Source organism: Mesorhizobium sp. WSM4814 (genome assembly GCF_055811595.1).
This window is the reverse complement of the sequence record NZ_JBVVQT010000019.1, coordinates 12,985-26,826: the sequence shown is the minus strand read 5'-3', so window position 1 is coordinate 26,826 and position 13,842 is coordinate 12,985. Positions and strand designations below refer to the sequence as shown.

General features: G+C 64.7%; 13 protein-coding genes. 7 read left to right on the top strand and 6 right to left on the bottom strand.

Going from position 1 to position 13,842, the window contains the following annotated elements:
* Positions 1–34: 34 nt before the first annotated feature.
* The 5 genes from AC0L2V_RS24025 to AC0L2V_RS24005 form a co-directional block, all read right to left on the bottom strand.
* A complete protein-coding gene (locus AC0L2V_RS24025; RefSeq protein ID WP_023799033.1) occupies positions 35–1,051 on the bottom strand; it encodes an ABC transporter permease in 1,017 nt (338 codons plus the stop codon).
* Complete coding sequence (locus tag AC0L2V_RS24020) at positions 1,048–2,619, bottom strand: sugar ABC transporter ATP-binding protein (protein ID WP_473521379.1); 1,572 nt, start codon at positions 2,617–2,619, stop codon at positions 1,048–1,050. The genes AC0L2V_RS24025 and AC0L2V_RS24020 overlap by 4 nt, the downstream gene beginning before the upstream one ends.
* A gap of 231 nt (positions 2,620–2,850) precedes the next feature.
* Entirely contained in the window at positions 2,851–3,801 is a 951-nt protein-coding gene (locus AC0L2V_RS24015; protein WP_023799031.1) for a substrate-binding domain-containing protein, read from the bottom strand.
* Positions 3,802–4,109: 308 nt separating this feature from the next.
* Positions 4,110–4,283 (bottom strand): EamA family transporter, encoded by a 174-nt coding sequence (locus AC0L2V_RS24010; RefSeq protein ID WP_473521449.1) that lies wholly within the window; start codon positions 4,281–4,283, stop codon positions 4,110–4,112.
* A 35-nt stretch (positions 4,284–4,318) separates the two neighbouring features.
* Positions 4,319–4,768, bottom strand: a complete 450-nt coding sequence (locus AC0L2V_RS24005) for a hypothetical protein (protein ID WP_473510644.1) — start codon at positions 4,766–4,768, stop codon at positions 4,319–4,321.
* Here AC0L2V_RS24005 and AC0L2V_RS24000 point away from each other — a divergent pair.
* The 7 genes from AC0L2V_RS24000 to AC0L2V_RS23970 all read left to right on the top strand — a co-directional run bounded on the left by AC0L2V_RS24000 (position 4,758) and on the right by AC0L2V_RS23970 (position 13,127).
* Entirely contained in the window at positions 4,758–6,197 is a 1,440-nt protein-coding gene (locus AC0L2V_RS24000) for a LuxR C-terminal-related transcriptional regulator (protein ID WP_473510646.1), read from the top strand. The two genes, AC0L2V_RS24005 and AC0L2V_RS24000, sit on opposite strands and share 11 nt — an antisense overlap.
* 88 nt (positions 6,198–6,285) lie before the next feature.
* A complete protein-coding gene (locus AC0L2V_RS23995; RefSeq protein ID WP_029351283.1) occupies positions 6,286–6,510 on the top strand; it encodes a hypothetical protein in 225 nt (74 codons plus the stop codon).
* A 372-nt stretch (positions 6,511–6,882) separates the two neighbouring features.
* Positions 6,883–9,369: a DNA ligase D gene (ligD, locus tag AC0L2V_RS23990; protein WP_473521378.1), complete on the top strand. Its 2,487-nt coding sequence runs from the start codon at positions 6,883–6,885 to the stop codon at positions 9,367–9,369.
* Between the two features lie 89 nt (positions 9,370–9,458).
* Positions 9,459–10,373, top strand: a complete 915-nt coding sequence (gene ku, locus AC0L2V_RS23985; RefSeq protein ID WP_473510648.1) for a non-homologous end joining protein Ku — start codon at positions 9,459–9,461, stop codon at positions 10,371–10,373.
* Entirely contained in the window at positions 10,370–11,473 is a 1,104-nt protein-coding gene (locus tag AC0L2V_RS23980) for a tetratricopeptide repeat protein (RefSeq protein WP_473510649.1), read from the top strand. Before ku ends, AC0L2V_RS23980 begins: the two co-directional genes overlap by 4 nt.
* Before the next feature lie 229 nt (positions 11,474–11,702).
* Positions 11,703–12,347: an alpha/beta hydrolase family protein gene (locus tag AC0L2V_RS23975; RefSeq protein ID WP_473521377.1), complete on the top strand. Its 645-nt coding sequence runs from the start codon at positions 11,703–11,705 to the stop codon at positions 12,345–12,347.
* Between the two features lie 9 nt (positions 12,348–12,356).
* Positions 12,357–13,127: an exodeoxyribonuclease III gene (locus AC0L2V_RS23970; RefSeq protein WP_473510653.1), complete on the top strand. Its 771-nt coding sequence runs from the start codon at positions 12,357–12,359 to the stop codon at positions 13,125–13,127.
* A 230-nt stretch (positions 13,128–13,357) separates the two neighbouring features.
* Here the strand turns inward: AC0L2V_RS23970 and AC0L2V_RS23965 are convergent, their stop codons facing one another.
* Complete coding sequence (locus AC0L2V_RS23965; RefSeq protein ID WP_473521376.1) at positions 13,358–13,822, bottom strand: GFA family protein; 465 nt, start codon at positions 13,820–13,822, stop codon at positions 13,358–13,360.
* Between the last annotated feature and the right edge of the window lie 20 nt (positions 13,823–13,842).

Genomic DNA, 13,842 nt, shown 5'->3' with positions numbered 1-13,842 from the left:
GGTAAGATCGCGTCGGCGCCGCGCCTTCCAACCCTCACCGCCTTACCCGCGATTTCAGCCAGCGGTCGAAGGCCACGGCGAGGATCAGGATCAGGCCGATGACGATGCTTTGCGTGTAGGACGAGACGTTGTTGAACTGCAGCCCGTTCTGCAGCACGCCGATCAGTGCCGCGCCCACCACCGTGCCGCCGACCGAGCCAATGCCGCCGAACAGCGAGGTGCCGCCGATGACCACCGCCGAGATCACCGTCAGCTCGTAGCCGATGCCGGCGACGGCTTCCGAGGAATTGAGCCTGGCCGATAGCACGAAGGCGGCAAGGCCGGCGAAGAAGCCGACGATGATGTAGACCGAGATCAGGATGCGGTCGACGCGCAGGCCGGACAGCCGCGCCGCCTCGGCATTGCCGCCGACGGCGTAGACGGCGCGGCCGTAGCGCGTGTAGCGCAGGACGATGTGGCAGAGGATCGCCGCCGCCGCGAAGATGATCGCCGGCACCGGCACCGGGCCGATCAGCCCGGTGCCGAACCAGCGCATCGAAGCGTCGAAGCCGGAGATCGGGCCGCCATTGGAGATCGTCAGCGTCAGGCCGCGAAAGACGGTGAGGCCGCCGAGCGTGACGACGAAGGGCGGCACTTTCAGCCGGGTGATGGCAAAGCCCTGGACGCCGCCGGCCAGGGCGCCGACGACGACGGCTGCCAGAAGGGCTGCGAACCAGCCATAGCCTTGTGCGCCGGACGTCGACAGCGACAGCGTGTTGGCGGTGCCGCCCTTGGCCACCACCGCCGCGACCATGCCGCAGAAGGCCAGCAGCGAGCCAACCGACAGGTCGATGCCGGCGGTGAGGATGACGAAGGTCATGCCGAGCGCGATCAGCCCGGTGATCGAGATCTGCCGCATGATGTTGAAGATGTTGATCGGGTCGATGAAGCTCGGCTTCAGCACGGTGAAGACGACGATCAGCAGCGCCAGGAACATCAGCGGTCCGAAGCTCATCAGCAGGCGCGCGACATTGATGCCGCCGCGCTGGCTCTGTTCGGTCGTGCTGGTCATTGCGTCGCTTCCTGCGTTTGATCGAGCGCCATCAGTTCCATCAGTTTTTCCTCGGTCGCCTCGATACCTGGCATCTCGCCGGTGATGCGGCCGCGCCGCATGGTGACGATCCTGTCCGACACCGCAAGCACTTCGGGCAATTCCGACGAGATCATCATGATGGCGATGCCGCGCCCGGCGAGCTGCACCAGGATCTGGTGCACCTCGGCCTTGGCGCCAACATCGACGCCTCGCGTCGGCTCGTCGACGATCAGCACCTTGGGGTCGCGCGCCAGCCAGCGGGCGAGGATGACCTTCTGCTGGTTGCCGCCGGACAGCCCCTCGATGGGCTGCTCGGGCGAGGCCATGCGGATCGACAGCGTTTTTCTGTAGCTCGCCAGCGCCTGGCGCTCGCGGCGCTCGGCCATGAAGCCGAGAGCGTTGGAGTAGCGGCCGAGCGCTGCGACGGAAAAGTTCGTGAGAATGCCGAGCGCGGCGAAGATCGCCTGATGCTTGCGGTCTTCCGGCACCAGGCCGATGCCGAGGGCGATGGCGTCGGCGGGTGTTTCAGGCGCGATCGTCTTGCCGTCGAGGGTGATGGTGCCGGCGGCGATGCGGTCGGCGCCGAAGATGGCGCGGGCAAGCTCGGTGCGGCCGGAGCCGACGAGACCGGCGACGCCGAGGATCTCGCCCGCCTTGAGGTCGAGATCGATGCCTTCGAGCACGATGGCGTGCGGCGCCTGCGGATCGCGCACCGTGCGCAGACCGCGCACGGAAAGCCTGACGTCGCCGGCGACATCGCGCAGCGTCGGCCTGGCATAAAGCTCGGACGCGGCGCGGCCGACCATTTTCTCGATGATTTTCGGCAGCTTGATCGGCCCGCCATCGCGGTCGAGATGGCCGGCCAGCCTGCCGTCGCGCAGCACCGTCATGCGGTCGCAGATCGCGGAGGCCTCTTCCAGCCGGTGGGTGACGAACATGATGGCGACGCCGTCCTTGCGCAGCCGGCCCATGATCGACATCAGTTTTTGCACTTCGGTTTCGGTCAGCGCCGAGGTCGGCTCGTCCATGATGATGAGCCGGCTCTTAAGCGACAGCGCGCGGGCGATCTCGACCAGCTGCTGCTCGGCCACCGACAGCGCAGACACCGGCGTCGCCGGGTCGAGGTCAAGGCCGACGCGGGCGATGATCGCGCGCGAGTCCACCTCCATCTTCCGCCAGCTGACCAGGCCGAAGCGCCCGAGCGGCGCGCGGCCGATAAAAATATTCTCCGCCACGGTCAGCGTCGGGATCAGGCTCAGTTCCTGGTAGATGGTGACGATGCCGAGGCGCTTGGCATCCTGCGGATTGTGCGGATTGAATTCTACGCCGTCGAAGACGATGCGGCCGCTGGACGGCGGCATCACGCCGGACAGGATCTTGAGCAGCGTCGACTTGCCGGCGCCGTTCTCGCCGAGCAGGCCGAGGATTTCGCCGGGCCGAACCTCGAGCGAGACATCGCTCAGCGCGGTGACGCCGGCAAAGCGCTTGGTCACGCCCTCGACGGCGAGGAGGGGGAGAGATGGCGCGATGGCTTCAGTGACGGACAAAAGTTGCTTCCTCGATGCAGTTTTTCACGCCATCTCTCGGCGCTTGAACACCCCCTCTGTCCTGCCGGACATCTCCCCCGCAAGGGGGGAGATCGGATGTCGTCACGGCTTTCGCCAATCACCAACGTTGAAGAAAAGGCGCAGCCAGCGAAGCTGCCAATCTCTCCCCTTGCGGGGGAGATGGCCGGCAGGCCAGAGGGGGGTGCTGTCCCACCGACCTCACCAATTGGCCTACTTCGTCTCGCCCAGCCTTTCCGCCTTGTCGAGATTGTCCTTGCCGATGACGATCGGCGTCAGCAGCACGAGCTTTTCCTTCGGCTCGGTCTTGTCCCTGGCATAGGCGACGGCGATCTGCACCGCGGTGCGCGACTGCTCGCCGGGGAACTGTTCGACGGTGCCGGCCAGCTTGCCGTCGCGCACGGCGACCAGCGCTTCGGGAAGCGCATCGAAGCCGTAGATCTTGACGTCGGTGAAGTTGCGCGCCGCGCAGGCTTCGACCGCGCCCAGCGCCATGTCGTCATTGGCGCAGATGATCGCGTCGGGCTTGCCGTTGGCGGCAAGGCCGGCCTCGGTGACCGAGAGCGCCTCGGCGCGGGCGAAATTGGCGGTCTGCTCGAAGATGATCTGGTACTTGTCCTTCATCGGGTCGAGGACGTTGTGCACGCCCTTGTTGCGGTCGATCGCCGGCCCGGCACCTGGCTGGCCCTGCAGATGGAAGATCTTGGCGCCGTTCGGGAAAGCCGCCACCATGGCCTGCGCTTCGGCCTCGCCGCCCTTGACGTTGTCGGCGCCGACATGGGCGAGGATGCCTTCGACCCCGTCGACGCGGCGGTCGATGGTGACGACGGGGACGCCGGCCTGGATCGCTTGCTCGATGGCCGGGGCCAGCGCGTTGACGTCGAGTGGCGAGATGACGATGGCGTTGACCTTCTGCACGAGCGCTGCCTCGATATCGGCGGTCTGCTTGGGCGCCGAGTTCTGGCCGTCGCTTTCGACAAGATTGACGCCCTGCGCCTGAGCTTCCGCCTTGATCTGGTTCAGCATGTGCACAAAGAACGGAAAGCCGAGGCTCGGCACCGAACCAAGGATGGTCAGCTTGTCCTGGGCGAAAGCCAGTTGCGGAGCGGCCAGCGCCATCGTGCCCATCGCCACGGACGACAGCAGGAATTCACGTCTGTTGATCAATTTAGTCTCCTCCCACATGAGCGCATGAACCCGAAAACCGGTTCCGGTTTTCCGAAAATTCCTGCGTCGATCCAGAAATGGAGTGTCCTTTGAGCGCCCAGGGGGACGCAACGGCGCTCCAGCCGGTCCACCGCGACGTTCTCCTCCGCTCGGCGCCGGCGGGCGGATGCTAGCCAAGGCCGGAGATTTGCGCAAGGAACGGGCGGTATTCGGTTCCGGTCGGGTCCCCGGCCTGTTGTTTGGCGGCTTCGCTGGGTTCGCCGGGTTGCCCGATCTCTCAGTCTGCCACCGCCGGCTTGCTGCTGTCAGCGACAGCAGGGTGATTGATCCAGATACGACCGCAGGACCATGAGCCCCGCGATCAGGCAGCGCATGCCCACGGCGCTAAGCGGATCGAGATGATCCAGCACAGTCTTCTGCGCAACATTGCCGAAGCCCCAAAAGGCAGCGGCAAGCAGAAGCAGACAGTTGGCCTGCACCAAAGCTTGCGCCGCAAAGGGCGGATCGCTGGTTGCTAGCGGGCGGCGAGCTTGTCCCACCGCTTGCAATACAGGCGGACGCCGACGGGCATGATCTCATAGCCGGCGTCATTCAACTGCAGCTTCATCTCCTCGAAATGCCGCTTTGAGCCGCTGACGATCGATTCAGGGGTGTAGTCCCGGCCGTTGCGGGCGGCATTGGCCAGGATGTCGGCATAGAGGCGCATGCTCGTGATTTTCACATCCGATTCCAGCACCTGCCTGCATCCTCTAGCGAACGACGGCGACTGGGCGGCGGAAAAACTCAAGATCGTGCATGCCAGCATTATCGAAACAGGACGCATGGAAACCTCCCCCGGATTGCCGCTTTTTGCGGCAAACGACCTTGCAATTTGTGCGCCTGCGACGGGATCGGGCAGATGCAGTATTCGGCCTCCTGCATTTGTAGTATTCTGTCTTGGGACGGGTTCCACCATGACGGTCAATGACGCTTCGAAAGCGCAGACGCTCGATGCCTTGTCGGGTCGCGAGCGCGCGGTCGCGGAAAAATTCGCAACCGGCATGACCTATCGCGAAATCGGCAATGCACTTTTCATTGCCCCAACCACTGTTCGCACCCACCTTGCGGCCATCTACGAAAAACTTGGCGTGCGCACCAAGATCGGGCTCGCGGCGTATTTTGCCGGCGCTTCCGGCGCTCGGCCGGGCGGGCAGTCACGTCAGTCGGACGCTCCGCCGGTGCTCGCCATATTTCCGATCGAATGCCTGAATTCCGAAGAGCGCTGGCGCCGCTTTGCCGACGGCCTGTCGTCAGACATCACCATCAACCTGGCGCGATACGCGGGCTTGCCTGTCATCGCCTTCCACACGATGAAATCGCTGGGCAGCAAGCCGGCCGATTTCGCGGCTGACGGCAAGGCGCTCGGCGCCACCTATTTCGTATCGGGCCAGTTGCGTGCGGACGACCAGAGGATTCGCTTGACGATAGAGCTTGCCGATGCCCGCAGCGGCGTCGACCTGTGGAGAGAGCGCTACGATCGCCCGGCCGAGGACATTTTCGCGCTGCAGGACAGCCTGGCCGAAAGCATCATCAACGTGTTCGCCGGCAGTTATGGAACGCTGGCCACGGTCGGCCGCAATGCGGCTCGCCGCAAGCCGCTGGCCAGCTTGCGGGCCTACGATTTTTATCTGCTTGCCCTCGAACAGCACACCATGTTCAGCCGCGCCAGCAATGCCGAGGCGATCCGCTTGTTTTCGCGCGCGCTGGAGCTTGATCCTACCTTCGCAAACTGCTGGGCCGAACTCGCCTACGCCTATTCGATCGAGGCCTGCAACGGCTTTGGCGACGACGTGCTGACGTCGATCGAGAACGGGTGGATCACGGCCGAAAACGCCTTGCGCCTCGACCCGACGGACAGCTGCGCCCACGCATGCCTTGGCAATGTCAGGGCATGCCTTGGCGATCTCGAAGGAGCGGAGCGCGCGCACCGGCGGGCTCTCGAATACGGCTCCAACCACGCCGGCATACTGCTGCTGCTCGCCGGCAGCAAAGCGCTTGTCACCGGCGATCCAGCCGAGGCGATCCCGCTCATCGAGCGTGCCATGCGCCTTAATCCATTGGCCCCGCCCTGGTATTTCGGCATGCAAGGCCGCATCCTGTTTGCCGCCGGCAGGCATCGGGAAGCTGTCGCGGCGCTCCGCAGGAGTTCGCCGGAGTCGCCGGACGTGCTGATGTTCCTGGCACTTTCGCATGCGGCCATGGGCGAGACCGGCGAGGCGGCGCGCGCCGCGGCCCGCTTGAGAGCCGATTTTTCAGGCTTTTCGGTCGAACGCTTCATCGCAGGCTATCCGGTGACCAACCGGGACGCCTTGCTTGCCATCCGCCACGCTGCCGAACTGGCGAAGCTGCCGTAGGCAAGTTGAAAAATTGACACGACCGTCTGTCTCGGCCATCCTTATGCCAGCCGTCTTCTCCTGCGGCGGCGTGTGTATGAGCGAGTCCATGGCCAGTTCCGTCACCAGCCAGAATTCCAAGCGCGCTGCAGTGCGCAAGGCGCTCGACCGCCACAAGGTCTACATCACCGCGCAAAGTTTTTCAGCCGGCGCCTACAAAGCGCGTGTCCTCGTCGACGGCGAGGCTTATTGGGTCGACGAATTCCGGCTGAGCCAGCTCCAGCAGGGTCTGTCGCCTGCCGAGCTCGAACTGACGCCGGCCACCGACGATTGAGTGTGACGTTCATCCCTTCGTCATCCCAGGAATATTTCGGGGCGCAGGCGGGACAGTACCCCCCTCTGGCCTGCCGGCCATCCCCCCCGCAAAGGGGGAGATTGGCAGTGTCACTGTGGCCGCCCTCTTGGCAACGTCGGAGGTTGGCGAAAGCATTCGTGACATCCGATCTCCCCCCTTGCGGGGGAGATGTCCGGCAGGACAGAGGGGGGTGTGAAGAAACTCGACGGAGGGTGATCGGTTCTGGACCGCTGCATTCTTCGGCAGATGTCACGGCATGGAACCCAGGGCCTGCACTTCGCTTGGCGTTCGCTCCGTCCTGGTATGACGAAGGCGCGAACGCTCGCTCGTTCGCCACCACCGCCTAGCCCCATGCCAGCTCCCTCCAAACTCAAGGCCTATCGCGCCAAGCGCGAATTCCGCAAAACGCCGGAGCCCGCCGGTGGGCCGGTTGCCGCAGAAGGCAATCGCTTCGGCGTGCACAAGCATCACGCTGCATCAGACCATTACGATCTTCGCCTGCAGGTCGGCGATGTGCTGAAGAGCTGGGCGGTGCCTCGCGGCCCGTCGCTCAATCCGGCCGACAAGCGGCTGGCGGTCGAGACCGAGGACCATCCGCTTGAATATATTGACTTCGAAGGCGTCATTCCCGAGGGCGAATATGGCGGCGGGCCGATGATCGTCTGGGACACCGGCGTCTGGGCGCCGATGGACGATGTCGAAAATAGCCTGCGCACCGGCTCCTTCAAATTTCGTCTCGCCGGCGAGAAGCTGAATGGCGGCTGGATGCTGACCAGGCTGAAACCGAAGCCCGGCGAGGATGAGGGCAAAAAGAACTGGCTGCTGTTCAAGGAGCGCGACCTCGCCGCCGACGCCAGGCTCGACATACTGGAAGCCCGGCCGGAAAGCGTCAAATCCGGCCGCCGCATCGAGGAACTGGTTGCAACCCCGAAGCCTGCCGCAAGGCGGGCGAAACCGGTGGCGCTGAAACCCGGTGCGCTGGCGGGTGCGGTCAAGGCGCAGCTGCCTTCCCGGATCGAGCCGCAGCTGGCCACGCAGGTTCCGAAGCCGCCGGGCGGCGAAAGCCCTGCCGAAAAAACGCGCGAAATCTGGCTGCACGAAATAAAATTCGACGGCTACCGCACCATGGCGCATCTGGCCGACGGCGCGGTCAAATTGATCACCCGCGCCGGCCTCGACTGGACCAGGCGCTATGGCGACCTGTCGCTCGCCTTTGCCGGGCTGCCCTGCCGCGATGCAATCATCGACGGCGAGGTCGTTGCGCTCGACGCCAGGGGCATCAGCCGCTTTGCCCTTTTGCAGGAGGCGCTGGCCGAGGGCGCCGGCAACAAGCTCCACTTCTATGCCTTCGACCTGTTGTATCTCGACGGCTGGGACCTGACAAAAGCGCCGCTCGGCCGGCGCAAGGCGCTGCTGTCGCAATTGCTGTCCGGCCTGGGCGCCAACTCCGCCATCCAGTTCTCCGACCACGTCGAAGGCGATGGCCAGGCGCTCTACGACCAAGCCTCCGAGCTCGGGCTGGAAGGCATCGTCTCCAAGCGCGCCACCGCGATCTACCAGAGCGGCCGCACCAAGACGTGGACCAAGACCAAGGCGCTGAAGACCGGCGATTTCGTCATCGCCGGCTACACCACTTCCGCTGCAGCCGAGGGGCTGGCCGCGCTCGGGCTCGGCGAATTCGAGGATGGCGAGCTGCACTATCGCGGCAAGGTCGGCACCGGCTTCGACGCCGCCACCGCCACCGCGTTGCTGGCCCGGCTGGAGCCGCTGCGCGCCGGCGCGTCTGCACCCGAAGGCGTTCCACGCGAGATCATGCGCGAGATGAACTGGGTGCGGCCGCTGCTTTCGGCCCATATCCACTATGCCAACCGGACCACCGATAATGCGCTGCGCCATGCCGTGTTCCGCGGGCTGCGCGATGTCGGCCTGTCGACGCCTGTATCGGCCAAGCGCAAGCGGCTGATCGCCGAGGCCGACCTCGCCACGATCTGGGTGACCAACCCGACGCGGCGGCTGTTCGGCAGAACCGGACCGACCAAGCTCGATATCGCCGTCTACTACGCGCTGGTCGGCGACTTCATGCTGCCGCACATTTTGGGCCGCCCGGTGTCGCTGGTGCGCTGCCCGACCGGCAAGCCGCAGGACTGCTTCTTCCAGCGCCATGCCTTCACCGGCATGCCGAAATCGGTGGCGACTTTCGAGGCGACCAATTCCGAGGGCGAAACCAAATCCTACCTGTCGGTCGAGGACGCCAAGGGCTATCTGGCGCTGGCGCAGTTCGGCGTCGTCGAGTTCCACACCTGGGGCACCCATCGCACGCGCCTCGACAAACCCGACCTGATCGTCTTCGACCTCGATCCCGGTGAGGGGGTTGGCTGGCGCGAGGTGGTCGAGGCGGCGGTGCATATCCGCGCCGAACTGGAGGCGATGGGGCTGGTGCCGTTTGCCAAAACCTCGGGCGGCAAGGGCATCCACATATCAGTGCCGGTGACGCAAAAACAGAACTGGAAAAAACTGCACCAGGCGACCAGCGCCATCTCCTCGGCATTGGCCGCCACGGCGCCCGACACCTTCACCACCACCATGGGCAAGGACAACCGCAAGCGGCGCATCTTCATCGACTTTCACCGCAACGCGCGCGGCCACACTTCGGCGGCACCCTATTCGCTGCGCGCCCGCACAAACCTGCCGGCCTCGACGCCGGTGAGCTGGTCCGATCTGGAATCCATCGACGCTCCGGAAGATTTGAATTATTCTTCACTGCCGGGGCTTCTGGCCACCTCCGGCGATCCCTGGGCCGACATGGAAGATTTCGCTAGGGATTTGCCGGTATTGTGAGGGCGATGTAGGTTTTGCGCAGCGTCGTTCGTCCTTTGGACGAGGCGCTGCGAAATGTTCGACGGTGCACGGCCGCGTAGGAGAGTTTCATGGCGCCCAGGGCAAGTTGGAAAGGTTACCTCAAGCTCAGTCTCGTCAGCTGTCCGGTTCGGCTGTATCCGGCGACGAGTGCCAGCGAGCGCATCAGCTTCAACCAGCTGCACAAGGACACCCACAACCGCATCAACATGAAGCCGGTCGATCCCGAGCTCGGGCTGGTCGAGCGCTCGGATCTGGTCAAGGGCTACGAATACGAGGACAAGCAGTACATCATCATCGAAGATGCCGACCTCGAGGCGGTGCGAATCGAATCCAACCACACGATGAACATCGAAGCCTTTGTCGACGAGCATTCGGTCGACGTCATCTATCAGGACGCCCCCTACTACCTGGCGCCGGATGGCGCGATGGCCGAGGAAACCTTCGCCGTGCTGCGCGAAGCGATGCGCAAGTCCGGCAAGCTGGCGATCGCGCGGCTGGTGCTGTCCAGCCGCGAGCGCGTGGTGACGATCGGCGCGCGCGAGAACGGCATGTTCGTCTGCACCTTGAGGAACCCGAACGAAGTGCGCGGCACGGCTGAATATTTCGGCAACATCCCGGCCGGCAAGCCCGACCCCGAAATGCTGCAGCTTGCCGAAGCGCTGATCAAGCAGAAGGAAACCACCTTCGATCCGAAGAACTACGAGGATCGCTATGAGATCGCGCTGATGGCGATGATCCGCGAGAAGCTCAAGGGCCACAAGCCGATCATCGCGGCAGCGCCCGAGCGCGGCAATGTGATCAATCTTATGGATGCGCTGAAGGCCAGCCTGTCGCAATCGGCCAAGCCGCCGGCCAAGAGCAAGAGCAAGGCCGATGAAGCGGCGAAACCGGCAACGAAATCCGCCAAGGGCGGCGCCGGCGCGGCCAAGGAAAATCCGCTCAAGGCCAATCTGCTCAAGGCCGTCGGCAAGAGCAAAGGGTGACAGCGCCCACCGGTATAATTTCCGGCAGCGTCTTCGGCGCCATCGGCGCGCTGGCGGCGTTCCCGCTGAGGCTGGCGGCGCGTGAAGTCGAGCGCCGGCAGGGCCAGTTGCGACGCGGCGTCAACAGGCGCACCAGCCATGTCGTGTTCGGCCGCACGCTTCTGGCCAAGGCCGGGGATGCCGAGATCGAGCGCCGCGTCGCCGCCGAGCGCGCGGCCGGCCGCAAGCTGATCAGCGAAAACGGTTTTTTGCGCCTGCTCGGGCTGATCAAGGCGCCGGAGGCTTCGGCGCTGCCCAGACAGTCGCTCATTGACCAGTCGCGGCTTGCCGCCGCCGACCTCGACCTGTTGTCGCTGTTCGATGCCTTCGAGCATGATGGCGAACCCTATTCGTTTCGCGACCTGATCCTGGCCCGCAAATATGCCGGGCTGATTGCCGGTGGCGCCTCGTGGGGGGCGATCGCGCGCTCGGTGCACCGTTGCGGTCCGATCGCCTCGCTGACCGCCAAGTCGCTGAATGTCGGCTCGCAGCATGGGCGCGCCGATCAGATCTACCTTGAAGGCGGCCAGAGCGAACTCGACGGCCAGCTGCTGTTCGATTTGGGATCGCCGGATGACGACACGCTGGAAGAACTGTTCGCCGATGCTGAAGCCGCGGAACAGGCTGAAGACCACGAGCAGGCGGCGGCACTCTACCAGCGCTGCCTGGCCATCGATCCGGGCGATGCGATCGCCGCCTTCAACCGCGCCAACTGCCTGCGCGCCGCCGGACGCGCGGCCGAGGCGGCGCACGACTATGCCCGCGCCATCAAGTGCGACCCCGGCTTTGTCGAGGCCTGGTTCAATCTGGCCGGGCTGATGAGCGATGAGGGCCGCGACGGCTCGGCGCGCCGGCATCTGCAAAAGGCGATCGCGCTCGATGCCAATTATGCCGACGCGGTGTTCAACCTGGCACGGCTGGAGTTCGACGCCGGCAATCTTGCCGAGGCGCGGCGGAACTGGGCGCGCTATCTCGAGCTCGACGCCAGCTCCGAATGGGCGCGCATGGCGGCCAAGGGTATTCAGTTCATCGATTTGCAGCTGGCGCGGATGTCGGGGTGAGGGCTCGTTTGGTCGCGCTTGAACACCCCCCTCTGGCCTGCCCTCTTTGCCACCACTTGGCATCTCCCCCGCAAGGGGGGAGATTAAGCACTCAGCCGCTTTCGTCATCCTTAAACGTTGCAAGAGTAAGCGGGGCGCCCGAGCTGCCGATCTCCCCCCTTGCGGGGGAGATGGCCGGCAGGCCAGAGGGGGGTGGGACGGAACGCGGCCTTCAAAAGTGGGCCGCCCCATGACCACCTTCCTCCTCGACGGCCCAGACACCGCTCCCATCACCATCCTGCTCGCCCATGGCGCCGGCGCGCCGATGGATTCTGCCTCGATGACCGCCACGGCAAAAGCGCTGGCCGAAGCCGGGTTTCGCGTTGCGCGCTTCGAATTCCACTACATGGCGGCCCGCCGCTACGGCCACCGCAAGCCGCCGCCGCGCGCCGAGACGGTGAACCCGGAATACATCAAGGCGATCGCCGACCTCAGGGCGAAGGGCGTGAACGGGCCGCTCATCATCGGCGGCAAGTCGATGGGCGGCCGCGTCGCTTCGATGATCGCCGACGACATGTTTTCGAAGGACGAGATTTCAGGGCTGCTTTGCCTCGGCTATCCCTTCCATCCGCCGGGGAAACCGACGCAGCTTCGGACAAAACACCTCGCCGGTCTCAAGACGCCGACATTGATTTTTCAGGGCACACGCGACGAATTCGGGACCAGGAACGAGGTCGCGACCTACGATCTTTCCGACGCCATCGAGATGCGGTGGCTGGAAGACGGCGACCACGATTTGAAGCCGCGCAAGAGCATCTCCGGTTTTTCGGCCGCCGATCATCTGAAGACTCTCGCCGATGCGGTGAAGGCGTGGACCGAGCGCATCGTGCGCTGAAGCAGGCCGATGAAGATCGCCACCTTCAACGTCAACAACATCAACGGCCGGCTGCAGAACCTGCTCGCCTGGCTGACTGTCGCCAAGCCCGACATAGTCTGCCTGCAGGAGCTGAAGGCAAGGCAGACGCAGTTTCCGCGCACAGCACTCGCCGCGGCCGGCTATGGCGCGGTTTGGGTGGGACAGCCGACCTGGAACGGCGTTGCCATACTGGCGCGGGGTTCAGAACCCGTTCTGACCCGCGAGGCGCTGCCCGGCGACGACAGCGACAACCAGGCCCGCTACATCGAGGCGGCGGTCAGCGGTATCGTCGTCGCCTGCCTCTATGCGCCGAACGGCAACCCGCAGCCCGGCCCGAAATTCACCTACAAGCTGGCGTGGCACGAGCGCCTGAACGCGCATGCGGAAGAACTGTTCGACACCGGCCTGCCGGTGGTGCTGGCCGGCGACTACAACATCGTGCCCGAGCCGCGCGACATCTATCCGACCCGCTCCTATGACGACAATGCGCTGGTGCAGCCGGAGAGCCGGGAATCCTTCGCAGCGCTGCTCGACCAGGGCTGGACCGACGCGCTGCGCAAAAAACACCCGAAGGAGACGCTCTACACATTCTGGGATTATCGCCGCAACCGCTGGCAGCGCGACGCCGGCCTGCGGCTCGACCATATCTTGCTGTCCAAGAAACTGACGCGCCGGCTGGCCGGGGCAGGCATCGACCGCGACATCCGCGGCGAGCCCGGCGCCAGCGACCACGCCCCGGTGTGGGTTGAGTTGCGGTGAGGGGTGGGAGCCAATCTCCCCCCTTGCGGGCAAGGCAATCGCATTTGGATTCTTGCGAAGGTGGACCCCCACCCTAACCCTCCCCACAAGGGGGAGGGAACGCTGCCGCGCGCTTTTTAACTTCCCCTTTGGCGCCGAAAGGCAGGCAATTTGCCGAGTTCGGCGCCAACGAAGTCTCCCTCCCCCTTGTGGGGAGGGTTAGGGGTGGGGGTCCATCGTAGAGCGAAACCTTAGCCCGGTCGCGCGCCTTCGCGGGCGAAGGCCTCGATCAATGGCGTATACCCCTCAAGGTCGGGTTGGGTGGCGAAGCTGTGGCTGGCGGCGGTCGTTGCCCAGGGCAGGCTTTCCGACGTGAAAACCTCGACGAAGGGCACGTACCAATTGTGCTCGTCGAGCATGGTAGCGCGAACATTGACGAAGAAGTCCAGGCCGTGCGGATGCGTGAACATCCAGTTCTTGCAGTGCGGGCAGTAGAGTTGCCGGTGCGGGCCGTTCATGCCGCCGACCACCGGCTCGCCTTGCGTAACGCTGAAGCCGCTGCTTGGCACCGCCATGGTCAGGGAATAGGCGCTCGCGCTCAGCTTCTGACAGCCGGTGCAATGACAGGCCATGGTCAGCAAGGGCGGCGCACTTATGCGAAAGCGTATCCCGCCGCACAGGCAGCCGCCGTCCCAGGGTAGTTTCCAATCATCCATCACTTGGCCTCGGTGCTGAG